At 69.0% G+C, this 20,172-nt stretch carries 21 protein-coding genes; 5 read left to right on the forward strand and 16 right to left on the reverse strand.

Translation table 11 applies throughout. The annotated features are described in order from the left end of the window. Positions 1–39 precede the first annotated feature (39 nt). Complete coding sequence (locus ABEU20_RS06135) at positions 40–885, forward strand: alpha/beta fold hydrolase (RefSeq protein WP_420163910.1); 846 nt, start codon at positions 40–42, stop codon at positions 883–885. Between the two features lie 7 nt (positions 886–892). Here ABEU20_RS06135 and ABEU20_RS06140 read toward each other — a convergent pair whose 3' ends face one another. Continuing rightward, the gene (locus tag ABEU20_RS06140; RefSeq protein ID WP_420163512.1) at positions 893–1,843 is read right to left on the reverse strand and encodes a DUF808 domain-containing protein; all 951 of its coding nucleotides are present in this window, start codon (positions 1,841–1,843) and stop codon (positions 893–895) included. 172 nt (positions 1,844–2,015) lie between these two features. Here ABEU20_RS06140 and ABEU20_RS06145 point away from each other — a divergent pair, with 172 nt between their 5' ends. Further along, positions 2,016–3,551: a bifunctional 3'-5' exonuclease/DNA polymerase gene (locus ABEU20_RS06145; RefSeq protein ID WP_420163513.1), complete on the forward strand. Its 1,536-nt coding sequence runs from the start codon at positions 2,016–2,018 to the stop codon at positions 3,549–3,551. Here the strand turns inward: ABEU20_RS06145 and yut are convergent. The 9 genes from yut to ABEU20_RS06190 all read right to left on the reverse strand — a co-directional run bounded on the left by yut (position 3,530) and on the right by ABEU20_RS06190 (position 11,425). Next, positions 3,530–4,516 carry an urea transporter gene (yut, locus tag ABEU20_RS06150; protein ID WP_420163514.1) on the reverse strand — a complete coding sequence of 329 codons (987 nt, stop codon included), beginning with the start codon at positions 4,514–4,516 and terminating at the stop codon, positions 3,530–3,532. The genes ABEU20_RS06145 and yut overlap by 22 nt on opposite strands. Positions 4,517–4,572: 56 nt before the next feature. Continuing rightward, positions 4,573–5,490, reverse strand: a complete 918-nt coding sequence (locus ABEU20_RS06155; protein WP_420163515.1) for an urease accessory protein UreD — start codon at positions 5,488–5,490, stop codon at positions 4,573–4,575. After that, the gene (gene ureG / locus ABEU20_RS06160) at positions 5,487–6,131 is read right to left on the reverse strand and encodes an urease accessory protein UreG (protein ID WP_420163516.1); all 645 of its coding nucleotides are present in this window, start codon (positions 6,129–6,131) and stop codon (positions 5,487–5,489) included. Before ureG ends, ABEU20_RS06155 begins: the two co-directional genes overlap by 4 nt. Before the next feature lie 10 nt (positions 6,132–6,141). Further along, on the reverse strand, positions 6,142–6,870 hold the full coding sequence (locus ABEU20_RS06165) for an urease accessory protein UreF (RefSeq protein ID WP_420163517.1): 729 nt from the start codon (positions 6,868–6,870) through the stop codon (positions 6,142–6,144). Further along, positions 6,854–7,444, reverse strand: coding sequence for an urease accessory protein UreE (gene ureE, locus ABEU20_RS06170; RefSeq protein WP_420163518.1), 591 nt, complete (start codon positions 7,442–7,444; stop codon positions 6,854–6,856). The genes ABEU20_RS06165 and ureE overlap by 17 nt, the downstream gene beginning before the upstream one ends. A gap of 8 nt (positions 7,445–7,452) precedes the next feature. Further along, positions 7,453–9,171 carry an urease subunit alpha gene (locus ABEU20_RS06175; RefSeq protein WP_420163519.1) on the reverse strand — a complete coding sequence of 573 codons (1,719 nt, stop codon included), beginning with the start codon at positions 9,169–9,171 and terminating at the stop codon, positions 7,453–7,455. Positions 9,172–9,211: 40 nt separating this feature from the next. Then, positions 9,212–9,703: an urease subunit beta gene (locus ABEU20_RS06180; protein ID WP_420163520.1), complete on the reverse strand. Its 492-nt coding sequence runs from the start codon at positions 9,701–9,703 to the stop codon at positions 9,212–9,214. A 21-nt stretch (positions 9,704–9,724) separates the two neighbouring features. Beyond that, entirely contained in the window at positions 9,725–10,027 is a 303-nt protein-coding gene (locus tag ABEU20_RS06185; RefSeq protein ID WP_420163521.1) for an urease subunit gamma, read from the reverse strand. 120 nt (positions 10,028–10,147) lie between these two features. After that, positions 10,148–11,425 (reverse strand): hemolysin family protein, encoded by a 1,278-nt coding sequence (locus ABEU20_RS06190; RefSeq protein WP_420163911.1) that lies wholly within the window; start codon positions 11,423–11,425, stop codon positions 10,148–10,150. 221 nt (positions 11,426–11,646) lie between these two features. Between ABEU20_RS06190 and ABEU20_RS06195 the strand changes: the two genes are divergently transcribed. The 3 genes from ABEU20_RS06195 (at position 11,647) to ABEU20_RS06205 (ending at position 16,439) form a co-directional block, all read left to right on the forward strand. Continuing rightward, complete coding sequence (locus tag ABEU20_RS06195) at positions 11,647–12,390, forward strand: SDR family NAD(P)-dependent oxidoreductase (protein WP_420163522.1); 744 nt, start codon at positions 11,647–11,649, stop codon at positions 12,388–12,390. Positions 12,391–12,510: 120 nt separating this feature from the next. Continuing rightward, positions 12,511–14,739: an MMPL family transporter gene (locus ABEU20_RS06200; RefSeq protein ID WP_420163523.1), complete on the forward strand. Its 2,229-nt coding sequence runs from the start codon at positions 12,511–12,513 to the stop codon at positions 14,737–14,739. Between the two features lie 194 nt (positions 14,740–14,933). Next, a complete protein-coding gene (locus ABEU20_RS06205) occupies positions 14,934–16,439 on the forward strand; it encodes a catalase (RefSeq protein WP_420163524.1) in 1,506 nt (501 codons plus the stop codon). Positions 16,440–16,503: 64 nt separating this feature from the next. Here the strand turns inward: ABEU20_RS06205 and ABEU20_RS06210 are convergent, their stop codons facing one another. From ABEU20_RS06210 to ABEU20_RS06235, 6 genes are read right to left on the reverse strand one after another with little or no spacing between them, the layout of a single operon-like run. After that, positions 16,504–17,367, reverse strand: coding sequence for a DNA-3-methyladenine glycosylase family protein (locus ABEU20_RS06210; protein WP_420163525.1), 864 nt, complete (start codon positions 17,365–17,367; stop codon positions 16,504–16,506). Continuing rightward, positions 17,364–18,029, reverse strand: a complete 666-nt coding sequence (locus ABEU20_RS06215) for an alpha-ketoglutarate-dependent dioxygenase AlkB family protein (RefSeq protein ID WP_420163526.1) — start codon at positions 18,027–18,029, stop codon at positions 17,364–17,366. The genes ABEU20_RS06210 and ABEU20_RS06215 overlap by 4 nt, the downstream gene beginning before the upstream one ends. Then, entirely contained in the window at positions 18,030–18,350 is a 321-nt protein-coding gene (locus ABEU20_RS06220; RefSeq protein WP_420163912.1) for a metal-binding protein, read from the reverse strand. Continuing rightward, positions 18,340–19,053 carry a 2OG-Fe(II) oxygenase gene (locus ABEU20_RS06225; protein WP_420163527.1) on the reverse strand — a complete coding sequence of 238 codons (714 nt, stop codon included), beginning with the start codon at positions 19,051–19,053 and terminating at the stop codon, positions 18,340–18,342. The genes ABEU20_RS06220 and ABEU20_RS06225 overlap by 11 nt, the downstream gene beginning before the upstream one ends. Continuing rightward, complete coding sequence (locus ABEU20_RS06230; protein ID WP_420163528.1) at positions 19,050–19,637, reverse strand: methylated-DNA--[protein]-cysteine S-methyltransferase; 588 nt, start codon at positions 19,635–19,637, stop codon at positions 19,050–19,052. The genes ABEU20_RS06225 and ABEU20_RS06230 overlap by 4 nt, the downstream gene beginning before the upstream one ends. Then, positions 19,634–20,140, reverse strand: coding sequence for an RNA polymerase sigma factor (locus tag ABEU20_RS06235; RefSeq protein WP_420163529.1), 507 nt, complete (start codon positions 20,138–20,140; stop codon positions 19,634–19,636). Before ABEU20_RS06235 ends, ABEU20_RS06230 begins: the two co-directional genes overlap by 4 nt. Positions 20,141–20,172: the final 32 nt, after the last annotated feature.

Raw genomic sequence — 20,172 nt, forward strand, 5'->3', positions numbered from 1 at the left:
TACGGACGATGACGAGGGGGAACTCCTGTGACACACGTGATGGACACGATCGACGCCAACGGCGTCACACTCGGGGTGGAGCACTTCGGGGACGCGGCGGCGCCGCTGATTCTCTTGGTGGGCGGAACCACCATGCTCTCGTGGCCTGACGGCCTGTGCGCCGCTCTCGCCCACGGTGGGCACCACGTCGTGCGGTACGACCTGCGCGATTGTGGGGCGTCGACCACCATCGATCCCGAGAAACCGGCCTACACGCTGCGCGATCTGGCATCGGACGCCGCGGCGCTCGCCCACGAACTCGACTCCAGGCCGGCGCACCTGGCGGGCATCGGCGTCGGCGGAATGGTCGCCCAGGTCGCCGCGCTCGATCATGCGGATGCTTTCGGCGCGCTCACGCTCGTCGGAACACGGCCCGTTGCTCCCGGGCCGGTCGACGACGACCTGCCCGACCATGACGAGGCGACCATGGGCCGGCTGTTCTCACATCCGATGCCGGACTGGTCCGACCGCGCCGCCGTCGCGGAGTTCGCCGCCGCCGGCGCCGAGATCCTCGGCGACGACCCCGCCGCGGCGCGCGCGACCGCCGAACGCATCTGGGACCGCACGCAGAGCACCGAACCCGCGATCCAGATGGCCAACCAGCTGGGAATGGTGTTCTCCAGGATCGACTGCAAGCCGCGCTGGCGCGAACGTCTGCCCGAACTCACGATCCCGGCACTGGTGGTGCACGGCAGGCGCGACCCCTTCTTTCCCGTCGGCAACGGCGAGGCCTGCGCGCGGGAGGTCCCCGGCGCACGGCTACTCGTGATCGAGGACGCGGCAACCGCGATTCCCGCGGCGGCCACCGACGAGGTGGCGGAGGCGATGCTCGCGCTCAGGCGGTGAACCCGCGTCAGTGCGCCGCGTCCTTCTTCCGCTTCGGGATCAGGTGCGCGATCAGCACGACGATCGCGCCCAGGATCAGTCCGACGACGGCGGACGCCACGGTTCCCGCGGTCCACGACAGGACGCCGCCGAAGCCGCCGTGCACGAGTTCGCCGAACCAGTGCTCGAGGTCGTGCAGGCGGTCGGCCGGCCAGTGGAATCCGGCCTCGCCGACGTTGACGAGCAGGATGTGGCCGCCGACCCACAGCATCGCGGCGATGCCGACGACGGTGAGCACCGCCATCACCTTCGGCATCGCGGCCACGAGGCCACGGCCGATCCGCTGGCTGACGGTCGACTTGCGCTGGGCCAGTGCGAGACCCACGTCGTCCATCTTCACGATGACGGCGACGACGCCGTACACGAGGATGGTGATGAGGATCGCGACGACGATGAGGACCATCAGTCGGGTGAAGAACGGTTCGTCCTCGACGGACGATAGGGAGATCACCATGATCTCGGCGGACAGGATCAGGTCGGTGCGGATCGCACTGCCGACCATCGCCTTCTCGCGCTCGGGCCCGTCCTGCGCGGCCGTCGCGTCCTCGTCCTCGTGGTGGCCGCCGGTGAGCGCCTCGTAGACCTTCTCGGCGCCCTCGTAGCAGAGGAACAGACCACCGGCGATCAACAGATAGGGCAGCGCCTGCGGCAGGAACTGACTGAGGAGCATCGCCACCGGCAGGATGATCAGCAGCTTGTTCCGGATCGACCCGATCGCGATCTTGCGGATGATCGGCAGCTCACGCTTCGGCGAGAACCCGTGCACGTAGCGGGGTGTGACGGCGGTGTCGTCCACGACCACGCCGGCCGCCTTGATGCTGGCCTTGCCGGCCGCCGCACCGACGTCGTCGATGGACGCCGCGGCCGCTTTCGCGATCGCTGCGACGTCGTCCAACAGGGCGACGAGACCACCAGCCAAGGGAACCTCCCGGGTTCGGATGCGCTGAGCCGGTCGAGCGACACGTGCTCAGGGCTAGTCAGCCTATCGCCGCGCGGGGAGCGGCAGCCACACCGGCTCGGCCGGGATCCGCTCCGCCACCGCCCGCCGGTCCGACACGATCGTGTCGGTGCCGTCGCGCACACTGGATGCCGTGAGAACGGTGCTGGTACCCGACAGCGACGGTGCCACGCTGGTCCGGACCGACGAGTCCGGCGATCCGGTGGAGGCGCCGCGCCGCACGGCCGATGTCACGGCGACGGTCCGGGAGATCGAGGCGTCGGAGAGCCCACGCTGGGTGTTCGAGGACTCCGCGCGTGCGTGTCCGCCGCTGCTCGCGGCGGGTGTGCGAGTGGCGAGGAGTCACGACCTGCGGCTGTCGGGCGCGCTGCTCGACATGCGGGCCGGGCGGTTCACCCCGGCAGCCGAGGTGCCCGTCGACGACCGTCCCGGACTGTTCGACGCGGTCGCCTCCACCGCGCCCGACGTGGTGATCGAGCGGCACCGCCGCCAGCTCGCGGCCATCGCGGACGATCCGCGGCTGCGCCTGCTGGTGGCCGCCGAATCCGCGGGCGGCCTCGCGGCCGTCGAGATGAGCCACGACGGGCTGCCGTTCTCCACCGACGCCCACCTGGCCCTGCTCGCCGACGCGCTCGGCCCGCGCACCCGGGACGACATGCTGCCCGCGCGCCTGCACGAGGTGGCCGACGAGGTGTCGGCGGCGTTCGGTCGTCAGGTCAATCCGGCCTCGCAGCCCGAGGTCGTCGCCGCCTTCGCGCGCGAGGGCATCGAGCTGGCGTCCACCCGCAAGTACCTGCTGCGGGACATCGACCATCCGGCCGTGGAACCGCTGCTGCGGTACCGCGATCTGGCGAAACTGCACAGCACCAACGGGTGGACGTGGCTCGACGCGTGGGTGCGCGGCAACCGGTTCCGGCCCGTGTACGTGCCGGGCGGGGTGGTCTCCGGGCGGTGGGCCAGCCGGGGCGGCGGGGCGCTGCAGATCCCGAAGGCGTTGCGCACGAGCGTCATCGCCGATCCCGGCCACACCTTCGTGATCGCCGACGCCGGCCAGCTCGAGCCCCGCATCCTCGCGGCGATGTCGGGCGATCCGCGGATGACCGCCGCCGCCGGCGCAGACGATCTGTATGCACTCGTCGCGGCCGAGGCGTTCGGCGGCGATCGTGCCAAGGCCAAGATCGCGATCCTCGGCGTCCTCTACGGCGCCACGGCCGGAGAGGCCCGCGCACTCCTGAGCATGCTGCGCAAACGCTTTCCCACCGCGGTGCAGCTGGTCGAGGACGCCGCCCGCGCCGGTGAGCGCGGCGAGGTGGTGCACTCGTGGCTCGGCCGCGCCTGCCCCCCGCCGTCGGACTCGTGGTGGTCGAACGGCGACACGCACGCCCGCGGACGGTTCACCCGCAACTTCGTCGTGCAGGCCACCGCCTCCGAGTGGGCGCTGTGCCTGCTGGCGGATCTGCGCCGACGCCTCGCCGCCGCTCCCGGTGACGGCGAGCTGGTGTTCTTCCAGCACGACGAGGTGATGGTGCACACCCGCCGGCCCGAGGCGGCGGCCGCGCACGTTCTCGCGGCGGCGGCGTCGGCGACCCGACTGCTGTTCGGCGACACCGCGGTTCGGTTCCCGATGGAGGTCGAGGTGCGGGAGTGCTATGCCGAGCCGGAGGACTGACGCGGCTCGGCCGCACCGCCGCGAATAGTGTCGTGCTGTACCGGGACGAATCGCTTCTTCGGGAGCAGGAACAGCCAGGTGGCGATCACGAATGCCGCGGTGCCGACCGGCAGCGAGATCGGCGCGAACGCCGACAGCAACGCCGCGTGGACGACGACCGTCACCAGCACCGCGAAGATCGTGTAGACCAGGACCCGCCACGACGGCTCGTAGAAGACCGTCCCGAGCGCGATGGCGGTCAGCACCGCGCTGAACCCGTACAGCCCGTTGCCGATCGCGTCGGCATCCGCGCCCATCCCGAGCACCACCGCCGTCGCGACGGCCGACCCGATCAGCGCGAACCCGGCCGCCCACCGTGACGCGACGAGCAGGGCGATCACGAAGACGATGCCGGTGCCGGTGTCACGGATCAGGAACACCTGGGACACGTTCCGGAACAACGTGTCCCACAGGTAGCCGACCGTGATGTCGGCCCGTGCGGCGGCCGCGCCGACGTGCTGGGGGAACTGTCCTTCGGCCAGCGGCGACGTCCGGATCCGGAGGAACTGGAAGGCGGCGAGGACGAGCAGCCATGTCACCAGGTTGAACGGGGCCGTCAGGGCCGGAGCACCCCACGTCTTGAACACGTTGGCGACCGCCATGAACACGACGGTCGACGCGGCCGCACCGAGCACGAGGTACACCCACAGCATCGCCCCGCCCGCGAGGAACGTGGGAATCGCCGCCCCCACGAGGATGCCGTTGAACCCGTACATTCCGGCGCGCATCGATGCATCGTCGGAGTTGAGCAGCATCCCGGTGGCGGTGGAGACGACCAGTCCCAGCGCGGCCCCGACCGCCACCGGCACCGAATGGGTGGCGACCGCGCCCCACCAGATCCCGACGAGGAACAGCAGACCGGTGGCCGCGTTGCCCTGCAGCATCACCTGGCCCGCACCCTCGAGACCGGTGTCCACGAACCGCATCGCCGGGTACCGGTCAGCGGCCCGATTCCACGCTGCTCCGATCGCGACGCCCACCGTCAACCCCAGAGCGGCACGGGTGGAATGGGCTTGTCCAGCACGACAGCTCGTGTGGCGGACCAGAAGTCCCGCACCGTCGCGCGGACGGGCTCGCTCTCGGGCCCGAGCACCTTGTAGATCAGTCCGGCGTCGTGGGGAAGACGGCTCGCGCCCGCGATCACCGACGAATCGCGCCGCCCGGTCGCCACCCGGTCCAGCACGGCGTCGGCGTGCTCCTTCGGGGTGAGCAGCAGGACGTTGGCGAAGACGTCGTATCCGCGCATGACACCGGCGAGCCGGACCGGCGCGCGTCCCGGTTCGATCAGCAGCTTCTCGGTGAACAACGCACTGCCACCGGGCCGGGACGCGGTCACGGTCGTGGAGTACACGTCGTATTCGAACGTCTCGCCGTCGCCGTGATGTTTACGACCGGGCATGACGATCTCCGAGAACAGCAGTGTCGCCGAACGGTCGATCGTGACGGCGGTGTGCGCGAGGAACCGGGAATGACGGTGCGGGATGGTCATTCCCGGCATCAGCTCCAGATACGCACCCTCCGACAGTGTGACGGTCTGAAGCTGGGAGGCGAAGTTCGCGTCCATCTCGTGGATCTTCGTCGCCGACTGCGTCGTCACGTGTGCCATCGCCCCGGGATCCATCGCGATCGCGACGCGCAGCCGATCTCCCTGCAGCACGCACCCGGAGGTGGAGATCATGTAGACGCAGGGCAGCCCCGGAATCGCCTCGTCCCAGTACAGCGCTTGCTGCACCAGCAGCGGGGTCTTGCGGTAGAGATGGGCGAGCACCGATCGTGGGCCGCGATCCTCGAAACGCATCTCGAGAATCCCGGTCTTTCCCACACGGCCGGACGGCGCCTGCCCGGGCTCGTCCTGATACGGAGCGAGCTCGGGGGCGGACAGGATCGATCGGGCCGTCACGTCGAGGCCGTCTCCGAGGGTTCGGCGCTGTCGAAGAGGACGCCGTGCACGATCTGGTCCACGACGTCCCGAATGCCCTCGCCGGTCATGCAGTTGGTGAAGTAGAAGGGCTTCCCGCCCCGCATCAGTGCCGAATCCCGCGCCATCACCTCGAGGTCGGCGTGCACGTACGGGGCCAGATCGGTCTTGTTGATCACCAGGATGTCCGACTGCGATATGCCGGGACCGTTCTTGCGGGGGATCTTGTCGCCGGCGGCGACGTCGATGACGTAGATGAAGTAGTCGACCAGCGCGGGGCTGAAGGTCAGGGTCAGGTTGTCGCCGCCGCTCTCGATGAACACCACGTCGGTGCCGGGGAACATCCGCTCCATGTCCTCGACGGCCGCGAGGTTCATGCTGGGGTCCTCCCGAACCGCGGTGTGCGGGCAGGCGCCGGTCTCGACGCCGACGATCCGTTCCTCGACGAGTACACCCTTGAGCGCTCGGCGCACGTGCTTGGCGTCCTCGGTGGTGACCACGTCGTTCGTGACCACCAGGACGCTCGTGCCCCGATCGACGAACTCCGGGGTGATCGCCTCGATGAGCGCGGTCTTGCCCGATCCCACCGGGCCACCGACCCCGATGCGCGTCGTCTTCTTCATGCTCGCCCTCCTAGTTCATGAACATCCGGACGTGTGAACGCACATGGACGGCGGCGAGAACGTCGACCATCGGCGCGAAAGTGGACATGTCGTCGAGGGTGAGACCGGCCACCGCCGTGTAGTCGCGGGCGGTGTTTCCGTCGACCTCGAACAGAATTCGTTGGGTGGCGACGTGGTCGATCCGCAGCAGTCGCAGCGCGGCACCGAGCACCGTGGTCGCGGCCCCGTACTGGTGCACGGCGAAGGCGTCCTGTTCCGGGCAGTTCATCTCCGCGAACGCGATTCCCACGCCCACCGGGTACGTTCCGGGCGCCTCCCCCGCGTTCACCGCGGCAAGCCACTTGCGGAAGGTGACGCCTCCGGTGAGCTCGCTGCCGAGCTCGGCGAGCTTCTTGCCCATCCGCGTCGACATCGTGCGGGACTCCTCGTTCAGCTTGCGTTCGACCACCGCCTGGTCGGCCGCCAGAACACGGTCGAAGTCCTGGTCGACGACGCCCCGATGGGCAGCGAGCACGGCGATGCCGTCACATGTCGCCGCCTGATGCACCACGGTGAGGACGTATTCGCGTAGCGATGCGGCATCGCTCACGACGGCCTCGGAGACCGCGGCCTCGAGCCCCCCGGAGAACGAGAACGCTCCGACGGGGAACATCGAGTCCGCGAACTGCGCCGTACGCATCGCCCGCGTGATCGCGGCGGGCACCGCCACCGTCCGGACGGGCTCAGACCGACGGGGCATGGGTGTGCCCTTCGCCCTCGCGCGCCGCCGCCCCGAACAGTCGGCGTGCCTCGTGCGGAGCCAGGTACGGGATCACCTCGGCTCCCGGCCGGAACTCGTACTCGATGCCCTCGAACGCATGCGTACGCATCACCGACCCCATCACCGCCTCGTCGACGGTGAGGGGAACGTAGACCGTGGTCCCCTTCACCACGGCCGGCCAGTGCTGGTTCCCGAGCGCGTGCCCCAACTCCAGGCAGGTCTGCATCAGGACCTCCGGGGCCGTGTCGCGCAGACCGGACAGGTCGATCGCCATGACGTCCTTGAGGTCGATCCGGGCCACCACCACCGTGCCGTCGCCGTCGCGAACCAGGACGTCCCCGTCGCGCAGCTGGACGCCCCGTTCGAGCGAGAGCGCGATCTCGACCCCGCCCCGGGTCGTGCGCCGCAGCCGGCTCTTCTGCGCCTCCCACTGGTCGAGGACCAGCAGATCCACCTCGCCGTCCGCGACGATCGTCTGCCACTCCGGGTCGGCGACGTTGCCGAGCACCGCGTCGACTCGAACGAGTCTGTCCTGCAACTCTTTTTCCGCCACGATCCCCCCTAGCTGAAGAAGTAGAGTTGACCGAGCCGAACGGATTCGGCCGGCTCGACGTAGGCGTGAGCCCCGTCCACCTTCACCGCGAACGTCTCGGGGTCGACGTCGATCCGCGGGGTGGCGTTGTTGCGCACCAGATCCCGCTTGGTGACGGTCCGGGTACCGGAGACCGCCAGCACCTGCCGCTCGAGACCCAGACGTTCCTCGACCCCGGCGTCGAGGGCGGCCTGGGAGACGAAGGACACCGCCGTCTCCGCGAGCGCCTTCCCGTGCGCCCCGTACATCGGCCGGTACATCACCGGCTGGGGAGTGGGCAGGGACGCGTTCGGGTCGCCCATCGCGTACCAGTTGATCATTCCGCCCTTGATGACCATCTTCGGTTTGGCACCGAAGAATCCCGGCTCCCACAGCACGAGATCGGCGATCTTGCCGGGAGCCACCGATCCCAGCACGTGCGAGACGCCGAACGTCAGAGCGGGGTTGATCGTCATCTTCGCGACATAGCGCAGGACCCGGAAGTTGTCGTTGCCGTCGGCGTCCTCCGGGAGCTTCCCCCGCGCTCGTTTCATGCAGTCGGCCAACTGGATGGTGCGCAGCCAGGTCTCGCCGACGCGGCCCATCGCCTGCGAATCGCTCGAGACCATCGAGATGACACCCATGTCCTGCAGGACGTTCTCGCCGCCGATGGTCTCGGCCCGCACGCGGCTCTCCGCGAACGAGACATCCGACGGCACCTTCGGATTGAGGTTGTGGCAGACCATGATCATGTCGAAGAGTTCGGCCTGGGTGTTGATCCCGTACGGCAGTGTCGGGTTGGTCGACGCGGGCAGCACGTTGTCCTCGCCCGTCACCCGGAGGATGTCCGGCGCGTGCCCGCCACCGGCGCCCTCGCTGTGGTACGTGTGGATGGTGCGACCCTCGAACGCCGCGATCGTGTCCTCCACGTATCCGGACTCGTTGAGCGTGTCGGTGTGGATCGCCACCTGGACGTCCATGGCGTCCGCCACCCGCAGCGCGGCACGGATCGCCGCGGGGGTCGATCCCCAGTCCTCGTGCACCTTCAGGCCCGCGGCGCCGGCCTCGATCTGTTCCATCAGCGAGCGGTCGCCGGACGAATTGCCCTTGCCCAGCATCCCGATGTTCACCGGGACGCCCTCGTTGGCCCGGAGCATCATCTCGATGTTCCAGGTTCCGGACGTGATGGTGGTCCCGTTGGTGCCGTCCGTCGGGCCGAACCCGCCCCCGAACAGGGTCGTCACACCGTTGCTCAACGCCGCGTACGCCTGCTGTGGCGCGACGAGATGCACGTGCGAGTCGATTCCCGCCGCGGTGAGGATCAACTGCTCGCCGGAGATGGCGTCGGTGGCCGGGCCGGTCGTCAGGCCGGGCGTCACACCGTCCATGGTCCCGGAGTTGCCCGCCTTCCCGACGCCGACGATCCGGCCGTCCTTGATCCCGACATCGGCCTTCACGACGCCGAGCAGCGCATCGATCACCACCACGTTGGTGATCACCAGGTCCAGCGCGCCGTCCGCACTGCACGACGTCGGATCCTGACCCATCCCGTCCCGCAGCGTCTTTCCCCCGCCGTACAGCGCCTCGTCGCCGATCGTCCGGAGGTCCTCCTCCACCTCCACGAACAGGTCGGTGTTGCCGAGACGGATCTTGTCGCCCTTCAGGGGCCCGAACAGCCCGGAGTACTCCAGTCGCGAGATCTCGGTCATGCGTCACGAACCCTTCCCATGTCGGATGAGCACGAACACCTCAACCGGTTTCGAAGCCGTACTCCTTCGCCAGGGCCACCGCCCGAGCCAACCGCGGGCGGTACGTCGCGTGCGTCGGCCCCCAGCCGTCGACGAACCCCTGGAAGCCGTGGACCCGCTGCTTGCCGCCGAAAGGAACCAGGGTGACCACCTTTTCGTCGCCGGGTTCGAACCGGACAGCGGTTCCGGCGGCGATGTCGAGACGCCACCCGAAGGTCGCCTCCCGATCGAACGACAGGGCGCGGTTGACCTCCATGAAATGGAAGTGCGAACCGACCTGCACGGGGCGGTCGCCGGTGTTGCGCACCGTGACCTTCCGGCGCGGCCGACCCGGATTCAATTCGACCGGTTCGTCACGTAACACGTATCCGCCCACGGGAATTGAGTTCGCCGACGAGGTGTCCTTGCCGGGTTTCGTGGTCTTCGCCGCCTTGGCGGGCTTCTCCGGCTTGCCTGCCTTGCCTGCCTTACCGGCCTTGCTCGATTTACTCATCTCGACGGTCTCCCGGTTCCGCTAGTGGATCGGCGAGTGCACCGTGACCAGCCGACTCCCGTCGAGGAACACCGCCTCCACCTGTACGCGGGGAATCAGTTCGGGCACGCCTTCCATGACGTCGTCCGCGGTCAGCACGTGCGACGCGTCGGTCATCACTTCCTCGACCGTCTTTCCCTCTCGCGCTCCCTCCAGTGCCGCGGCGGAGATCACCGCGACGGATTCGGGATGATTGAGCTTGAGGCCCTTCGCCTTCCGCTTGAGCGCGACCTCCGCGAGCATCAGTATGGTCAGTTTGTCGAGTTCACGCGGCGTCAGATGCATGCCGGCCTCCTGTGCGGGACAGAACCACGCTACGTCAGTTCGCTCGGCGATCGAATGCTTTGTGGGGATCTGTGCCACAACGAGACCGGCAATCGTCCATCACGACCGCAGGTATGTCGTTCACCTGACGGGAGTGACCCTCAGGGCGGCGATGCGGCGGCCCTCGAGTTCCTCGACTGTGAGCCGCCACCCGTCCACCTCGACCCGATCGCCCACCCGGGGCAGCCGAGCCAGGTGGTACATCACGAACCCGGCCAGCGTCTCGTACGGACCCTTCGGCAGCACCGTTCCCGTGTCGCTCTCGAAGTCCTCGACCAGCAGGCGGCCGTCGACGTGCGTAGGCCCCGGTTCCTCGGCGGCCTGCGACGGCTGGGGGTCGAATTCGTCGCCGATCTCGCCGACGACCTCCTCCACGATGTCCTCCAGGGTCACGATGCCGGCGGTGCCCCCGTACTCGTCGACCACGAGCGCGATCTGCGCATTGTCCTGGCGCATCACCGTGAGGGCGGCGAGCGCGGGTTTGGACCCGGGCAGTCGCAGCAGGGGTCGGACCAGGGCTCCGACGGTCCGCTGCTCGTCGTCGCCCCGCGCGAGCAGCAGGTCGCGCAGGTGCACGAAACCGACTACGTCGTCGAGAGTTTCCGCACGGACCGGGTAGCGACTGTGCCCGAGTGCGAGGGCGTCGCCCCGGGCACGCCGGACCGGGGTGTCGGCACCGAGGAAGTCCACCTCGGTGCGTGGGCGCATCACCTCGACGAGGGACCGCCGGGCCGCGTCGAACACCTCCGTGAGCACCCGGCGTTCCTCTTCCGCGACCGCACTGTGCCCGGTCACCAGATCCCGCAGTTCCTCGTGGGTGATCTCCTCGCCCCTCCGCGCCGGATCACCGCCGAGGACCCTCACCAGCGCATTGGTCGACACCGACAGCAGCCAGATCACCGGACGGACCAGCCCGGCGAACCTGTCGAGGGGCGGCGCGGTCACCAACGCGACTCCGGTGGCATTCTGCAGCGCAATGCGTTTGGGGACCAACTCGCCGAGCACCAGCGACAGGTAGGAGATGACGAGCGTGGTGCCGACGAGCGCCACCACGTCCGCCGTCGTGACGGACAGCCCCCACTCCTGCAGCGTCGGAGCGAAACTCGGCGCCAGCGTCGAGGCGCCGTACGCCGCCGAGAAGAAGCCGGCGACCGTGACACCGATCTGCACCGACGACAGGAAGCGATTGGGATTGCGCGCCAACGCGACCGCGCGTTCACCGCGTCGGCCGTGCTGGTGCAGTGTTCGGAGTTGACCCTCGCGGAGGGAGACGAGCGCGATCTCGGTGGCGGCGAACACGCCGCCGATCAGGATGAAGACGACGACCAACACGAAATTCAGCACCGTACCGCCGTTCACCACGAACACCACCTGGCGTTCACCACGAACACCACCTGGCGCTCGGCTGGGGGCGGCCCATCGTCCTCTCACCTCACCGGGACGCGTCCGCGTCCACACCCCGAGAGTAGCGCCGGGGCGGCCCCGGCGTCGCTACCTCGATTCCACGACGTTCCGTATCGTCGACTCCGCGGGGCCGGCTCGATGAATCATCCACGATCACAGACGTATCGGAGTGAATCATGAGGCTTGAGGGAAAGGTCGCGATCATCACAGGCGGCGCCGGCGGGATCGGGCGCGGCATGACACGTGCGCTCACCAAGGAGGGCGCGAAGGTACTGGTGGTGGACATCAACGACGACGCGGGTGACGCGCTCGCGTCGGAACTCGGGGACCCGGTCCGCTACCTGCATGCCGACATCTCCGAGGAGTCCAGCGCCGCCGAGATCTGCGCGGCAGCCGTCGACGCCTTCGGCTCCGTGAGCGTGCTGATCAACAATGCGCACGCGTCCCGGCAGGCCCCCTTGCTGCAGACCACCCAGGAGATGATGAACCTGTCGTTCGGTACGGGCTTCTATCCCACCTTCTGGCTGATGAAGGCCTGCTACGAGCAGCTGAAGGCCACCGAGGGGTCGGTGATCAACTTCGCATCGGGCGCCGGAATCGACGGCCAGGTCAACCAGGCATCTTACACCGCGGCGAAGGAGGCGATCCGCGGGATCAGCCGGGTGGCGGCGAACGAGTGGGCCGCCGACAACATCAACGTCAACGTCATCTCCCCGCTGGCGCTCACCGAGGGCATCGAGGCGTACATCGCGGCCAATCCGGGCGTCGAGGAGGCCCTGCTGGCACGAACTCCGCTGCACCGCTTCGGCGATCCCGAGGCCGACATCGGACGAGTGGCGGTGTTCCTCGCGAGCGACGACGCGTCCTACATCACCGGGCAGACGATCATGGTCGACGGCGGCAGCATCAAACTGCGCTGAGTGTCCGGCAGCCGCACACGCGTCCCGCATTCGATGTGGTGATCGGCCACCGCCGGCGGGGTGGCGTGTTGTACTGGTCTGCATTGGTTGTCCGGCCGCGATCGCGCACGAGGAGCACCGATGACACGAGTGGAGTCCTCCGGTGACACGCCACCCGGCACGGCGCCGCGCGTGCGCCGCGGCTGGCCGGTGTTCACGGTCGTCGCGATCGCGATCGTCGCGTTCATCCTGGGCGGGCTGGGTGGTTCCTTCCAGGGCAAGCTCGCCGAGGTGCAGAAGAACGACAACGCGTCCTATCTGCCGGGGTCCGCGGAATCGACGATCGTCGCGAACGAGAGCGCGAAATTCCTGAAGGTGGAGACCATTCCGGGCGCCGTGGTGTTCCACCGCGACAGCGGGTTGACGGACGCCGACAAGGCCGCGATCGACCAGGCGCGGGTCTCGATGGCGTCGGTGGAGGGCGTCGACGCGGACGGTGTGACGCCCACCCAGATCTCGAAGGACGGCACCACCGCGTCGGTCTTCGTGCCGCTCATCGCCAAACAGGACGGAACCACCGTTCAGGGCAACGACCTCGCCGCGGCGGAACAGGACGTCATCGATGCCGCACAGAACGCGGTGCCGTCGGATCTCGAGGTGCTGCCCGCGGGACCCGGCGGTCTGCTGGTGGCGTTCATCGACGCGTTCGAGGGCCTCGACAGCACGCTGCTGGGTGTCGCGCTGCTGGTGGTGATCCTGATCCTGCTGGTGGTGTACCGGTCGCCGATCCTGTGGTTCTTCCCGCTGTTCTCGGCGCTGCTCGCACTCGGGCTGTCGTCGATGGTGATCTACCTCCTCGCCGACCACGAGATCCTCACGCTGACCGGGCAGAGCCAGGGCATCCTGTTCGTGCTGGTGATCGGCGCGGGTACCGACTACGCACTGCTGCTGATCGCGAGATATCGGGAGGAGCTGCACTTCCACGACAACCGCTTCGACGCGATGATCAAGGCCTGGAGGGAATCCGCGCCGGCCATCACCGCCTCCGCGGTCACCGTGATTCTCGGGCTGCTGTGCCTGGGGTTCTCACAGCTGAACTCGAACAAGAGCCTCGGTCCGGTCGCCGCGATCGGAATCGCGTGTACCTACCTGGTGATGATGACGTTCCTGCCCGTCGTGTTGTCTGCGGTGGGCCGGTGGGTGTTCTGGCCGCGCAAGCCGAGGACCGACGGTGCGACAGACCTTGCGACACACGGGCTGTGGGGGCGGATAGCCGACCTGGTGGGCCGTCGCGACCGGCCCGCGTGGATCGGGGCGACCGCCCTGCTGGCGATCCTGTTCGCGGTCGGAATCGGCAGCCTGCAGACCAGCGGCCTCACCGCGACCGAGAACTTCACCAACGAGCCCGACGCGGTCCGCGGGCAGGCGCTGTACGACGCCAACTTCGATCAGGGGGCCGGCGCGCCCGCCGTCGTCACCACCAACGCGACGAGTGTCGACGCGGTGATCGCCGCCGCCGGCGGCGTCGAGGGGGTGCGGCAGGGGCCGGGTTCGGTGTGCGTGCAGGTGGACGTCGAGAAGGTGAAGGCGCTGCTGCAGAACTCCGGCGGCAACCCGGCACAGCAGTTGCCGCCCGGGTGCCCGCCGTCGCTGTTGAACGTCGCGCCGATCGACGGTCGGACCATCGTCAATGTGGCGCTTGCCGATTCGTACGATTCGCCGGAAGCCCTCGAGACCGTCGAACGCCTACGCGACACTCTGCACGCAGTGCCCGGAGCGGACGCACTCGTCGGCGGAAGCTCGGCCGCGACGCTCGACGTGCAGACCGCGTCGGTGCACGACCGGAATCTGATCATCCCTATCGTCCTGGTCGTGATCTTCATCGTGCTCGCGCTGCTGTTGCGGGCCCTGCTGACGCCTCTGATCCTCATCGCCACCGTCGTGCTGAGCTTCGCGGCCACGCTGGGCGTGTGCGGCTTCTTCTTCACGCACGTGTTCCATTTCGCGGGTGCAGACCAGTCGTTCCCGTTGTTCGCGTTCGTGTTCCTGGTGGCGCTCGGTATCGACTACAACATCTTCCTCATGACCCGTGTCCGGGAGGAGACGGTCACGCACGGCACCCGCGCGGGGGTGCTGCGCGGTCTCGCGGTGACCGGCGGCGTCATCACGTCGGCGGGCATCGTCCTGGCGGGCACGTTCGCGGTGCTCGGGGTGTTGCCGCTGGTGTTCCTCGCCGAGGTGGGATTCGCGGTCGCGTTCGGTGTCCTGCTCGACACGATCGTCGTGCGCAGCGTGCTGGTGCCGGCGCTCTCGCACGACATCGGCCGGAAGATCTGGTGGCCGTCCACGTTGGCGCGGGCGGAAAACTGACCCCTCGGTCGTCGACGACGTCGCACATCGGTTGACGGATCGGCACGGAAGTGGTCGGCTGGAAGGTGATGGATGGCGCGCTCCCCTCGCGCCGCGTCGAGGTACGCGCTCTCCACCGATGATGCCCTGCAGCCCAGAACATTCGGGGCATCGTCTCTACCGCACGGCAACGTGATCCGTAGGGAAGGAATGAGATGTCGAACTACACCACCGACGACTCCGGTATCCCGGTACCCAGCGACGAACACTCACTGACCGTCGGACCCGACGGGCCGATCCTCCTCCAGGACTACTACCTGATCGAGAAGATGGCCCAGTTCAATCGTGAGCGGGTGCCGGAACGCCAACCGCACGCCAAGGGCGGTGGTGCGTTCGGCACCTTCGAGGTCACCAACGACGTGAGCGCCTACACCAAGGCCGACCTGTTCCAGCCCGGCAAGAAGACCGAGATGCTCGCACGGTTCTCCACCGTGGCGGGCGAGCGCGGCAGCCCGGACACGTGGCGCGATCCGCGCGGGTTCGCCCTCAAGTTCTACACCGAGCAGGGCAATTTCGACATGGTCGGCAACAACACCCCGGTGTTCTTCGTCCGCGATCCCATGAAGTTCCAGGACTTCATCCGTTCGCAGAAGAGACGGGCCGACAACAATCTGCGCGACCACGACATGCAGTGGGACTTCTGGACCCTGTCCCCCGAATCGGCGCACCAGGTGACGTGGCTGATGGGCGATCGCGGCATTCCGCGCACGTGGCGGCACATGAACGGCTATTCGAGCCACACCTACATGTGGGTCAACGCGCAGGGCGAACGGTTCTGGGTGAAGTACCACTTCAAGACCGACCAGGGCATCGAGTTCCTCACCCAGGACGAGGGTGACCGGATGGCCGCGACGGACACCGACTATCACACCCGTGACCTGTGGGAACACATCGACAGCGGGGACTACCCCACGTGGACGCTGAAGATGCAGATCATGCCGTACGAGGACGCGAAGACCTACCGGTTCAATCCGTTCGATCTGACGAAGGTGTGGCCGCACGGCGACTACCCGTTGATCGACGTCGGGACGATGAAACTCGACCGCAATCCGGTCGACTACCACTGCGAGATCGAGCAGGCCGCATTCGAGCCGAGCAGTTCGGTACCGGGCACGGGGCCGAGCCCCGACAAGATGCTGCTGGGCCGCTGGTTCTCGTACCCGGACGCGCACCGCTACCGGATCGGGTCCAATTACAAGGAGCTGCCGGTCAATTCGCCACATGCCGGGCCCCGGAACTCGTACACCAAGGACGGGCAACTGCGGCACCACAATCCGGGCGATCCGGTGTACGTGCCGAACTCCAAGGGCGGGCCGCACGCCGACGCGTCCGTGTCGGGCGAGTCGCCGAGCTGGTACAGCGACGGCGAGATGGTGCACCAGGCGTACACGCTCCGCAAGGACGACGACGACTGGAGCCAGGCCGGCACCATGGTGCGCGAGGTCCTCGACGACGCGGCCCGCGAGCGGTTGGCGTCGAACATCGTGGGCCACCTGCTCAACGGCGTCACCGAACCGGTTCTGGTGCGCGCGTTCGACTATTGGCGCAACGTCGACAAGGACCTGGGTGAGCGGGTCGAGAAGGGCGTCCGCACCGCGCAGAACGGAAACGCGTCGAGCGACCGGAACCCGGCGAGTCCCGCCGCGGAGGCCAAGGCTTGATGTCCGTGTACGCCTCCGCCCGGACGATGATCGGGTTGCGCCCACTGCCGCGGTAGGCGCCTCGTCACAGAAAGGCCTGGCTCGTCCACAGATGGAACAGCGCGTAGGCCCGCCACGGCCGCCACGGCTCCGACGCCGCGGCGGCCTCGCGTGGCGTCTTCACGCCCAGCGCGCGACGTAGCACCAGGTCGCCTGACGGGTAGGCGTCACGGTCACCGAGCACCCGGACCGACAGGTAGTCGACGGTCCACGGCCCGATACCGGGCAGCGCCAGCAGCCGGGCCCGGAACTCGGCCGGGTCGGCGTCGGGGCCGAGGTGCAGCCCGTCGGCCGCGGCCGCGGCGAGCGCCTGCACGGTGCGGGCGCGGGCGCCGGTGAGACCGACGGCCTTCTGAACGATCGCCGGATCGAGTGCGGCCAGCAGCTCGGGCTCGGGGAAGCTGACGAACCCGTCGAAGGCGGTCGGGGTGCCGAACGCCGCCACGAAGCGGGAGCCGAATGTTCGTGCCGCCGAGAGCGACACCTGCTGCCCCAGCACAGTCAACACCGCCGTCTCGAAACCGTCGACGGAGCCGAGCACCCGCAGCCCGGGCCGCGCCGCGACGTGCGGTGCGAGCAGGGTGTGCCGCGCGAGTGCGGCGTCGACGACGTCCGGATCGGCGTCGAGGTCGAGCCAGCGACGAACCAGTGCTGCGACGTGCGGGACGTCGTCGGGGCGGGTAGCGCGGATCGACGCGGCGACGTGGTCGGGGCCGGCGAAGCGGACGCTCACCACGGCGGGTCCGTGCGGCGCCGGCACCACCCGGGTGTGCGTCCCGCTCTCGGCGTCGTGGAGTTCGAGGCCGTCCACCGCGTGCGCCGCCAAGGCGCCGAGCATGGGCGCCGTGGTGAAGGGTGGCCGGAACGGCAGGACGGTCGTGTCGGTCAACGTTCGCCCTCCAAGCCGGTGACCCGCAGCGTGATGTTGAGCCGCCCCGACGTGAGGCCACAGTCGGGATCGGCGGTGCCCGGAAACACCTTGGGCACACCGTGGTACGCGAACCGCGACGGTCCGCCGAACACGAACAGGTCCCCCGACTGCAGTTCGACGTCGGTGTACGGCTTGGTGCGGGTGTCAGGGTTGCCGAAGCGGAACGTGCAGGTGTCGCCGATGCTCAGCGACACCACCGGGGCGTCCGCCCGCTCCTCCTGATCGCGGTGCATGCCCATGCGGGCGGCGTCGTCGTAGAAGTTGATCAGCGCGGCGTCCGGCTCGTAGGGGGCGCCCGCAGCCGGATCGTCGTACGCGTCGGCGACGGCACGTCTCCCCAACTGCGCCAGCCACTCCGGTACCGGCAGCACGCGCCCGCCACCGGCATCGCCGGCGATCCGGCTGTAGCGATACGGTTGCCAGTGCCAGCCCAGGCACACGGTCTGCACCGACATCGCGTGCCCGGTGGGCAGGCGGGCGGCCCGCATCGGCACCGGTCCGCGCGCCCAGTCGCGGCACGCCTCCACGAGTCGGCGCTGCTCGCCGAGGTCGAGCCAGTCCGGGACCAGCACGGCGCCGGGAGCGACGGTGCGGCGCGGGCGGGGCAGCAGTGCCGACATCTACCGCTCCCCCTTCCCGTGCAATCTCTTCCATTCGTCGTACATGTCTCGTAGGCACACCGCGCACGGCCGGTAGCCGGCGGCGACAGCGGTGTCCTCGTCTGCGAAGAACACGCGTTGTGTCACGTAACCGCCGCGGGCGATGGCGCGAGCCGCGCCGGGACAGTCGAGCGTGCCGTAGATGCGGTCCTTGCGGTGACCGCCGAGCGTGCCGGGAGTGGCGCTCTCGTAGGGCTTTCCGTCCCGGCCGATCAACGTGTACACGGTGGGCCGTTCTGTACAAAACTGAGCATTTTGTACATTTCTCGATTCACTCCGCATCATGCAGTACCAGTCCGATCGTGCGCCGGATGCCGCTGCGCACGGTGCTGACGCCGTGCCGCATCGGGGCGGCGGACCAGCCGCGCACCGACTGCACCGGGCGGTCGTTGGTGGTGAAGACGAACGCGTGCCCCTGCCGCAGCACGGTCGCGGTGCCACGCGACTGCGCGCGGGCGCGTTGCTCCACGAGCAGGAACTCGCCACCCTCGTGGTCCACGCCGGGCTCGTCGAGACCGATCACCACCTGCAGCGGAAACACCAGCTCGCCGTACAGGTCCCGATGCAGCGCGTTCCAGTCGTCCGGGCCGTAACGCAGGATCAGCGGGGTGGGCCGGTGCTGTCCGGCAGCGTGGCACATGGAGAGCCACTCGTCGAGAGTGTCGGGCCACGGCGCCGGCCGGCCCAGCCGCCACGCCCACTCCCGCGCCACCGGGAGAAGTTTCACGTAGAACCGGGCCCGCATCTCGGCGATCGACGCCGGCAACGGGTAGTCGAAGTACCGGTACCGGCCGGCGCCGTAGCGATGCCGCGCCATGTCGACCGTCGACCGGAACAGCGCGTCGTCGTCGAAAAGCTCCGCCAACTCCCGGCATTCGTCGGAGTCGAGGAGCGGACGGGCGCTCTGGGCACCGCCGAACCGGTCGAGCTCGTCGAGCAGCGGTGTCCAGTCGAGGGCGTCGACGCGGTCGGCGAGCGCGCTCACGCCGCCTCCAACGTCAGCAGCGCGCGCTTGGTGTCGACGCCACCCGCGTACTGGCCCATGCTGCCGTCGCTGCGCACCACCCGGTGGCACGGCACGAACAGCGGCAGCGGGTTGGTGGCGCAGGCCGATCCGACCGCCCGGACGGCGCGCGGGCTGCCGGCGGCCTCGGCCACCTGCGCGTAGCTGGCGGTGCTGCCGTACGCGATGTCGGGCAGGCGGGTGAGGACGGTGCGCCGGAAGCCACTCGACAGCCGCAGATCCAGCGGGACGTCGAAGTGGGTGCGCCGGTGCGCGAAGTACTCGTCGAGTTGCCGGACGGCGGCGTCGAGTCGTCCCGGAGCCTCGAGGATGCGCGGACTCACCTGCCGGGCCAGCATCGCCAGCACGGCGTCGTGGTCCTCCCGCGGGTAGGCGACGCGGACCAGTCCGACGTCGGTGGCGGCCAGCAGCAGCCGTCCGACGGGGGTGTCGACGGACCGGTAGGCGAGGTCGAGCAGGCCGTCGCGGTCGGCGGCGGCGGCGAGGCGGGCATGCAGGCGGCTCAGATCCGAGGGGTCCACGTCGGGGGTGGGGATGACGGTCATCGGACGGCTCCTTCCTGGGCGAATGGTTCGGTGGCGGCCGGGTAGGTGCGGCGGAGCCGGGCGATGCCGTCGGCGGCGGCGCGGCGGGCCGCGGCGGTGCTGTTGCCGAGGATCGCCGCGACCTCCGCGTACGGAAGTCCGGCCAGGTGGTGGTAGACGACCGCGGCCCGCTGCGTGAACGGCAGATCGGCCAGCGCGTCCCACAGTTCGTGGTTCCATGCGCCGGGCAGATCCCGCGCCGACACCCGGTCGGGCAGGTCGTCGGTGGGGACGGGCGTGCGCTGTCGGACGCGGTGGACGTCGACGGCCTTGCGGTGCGCGATGGTCACCAGCCACGCCTCGACGTTCGCACCGGGCGCCAGATCGGGGTACGCCCGCAGCGCCGCCAGGAACGTCTCGGACCACGCGTCGTCGGCGTCGACGGGCCCGAGCAGTGCCCGGCACACCCGCAGCACCACGGGCCCGTGCTCGGTGACGATGTTCTCGAACGGTTTCAGTGCCACACCGGGTAGACGCTCCGGGTCGCCGGAACGTG

It is taken from the genome of Rhodococcus parequi, from assembly GCF_046042785.1.
GTDB lineage: Bacteria > Actinomycetota > Actinomycetes > Mycobacteriales > Mycobacteriaceae > Prescottella > Prescottella parequi.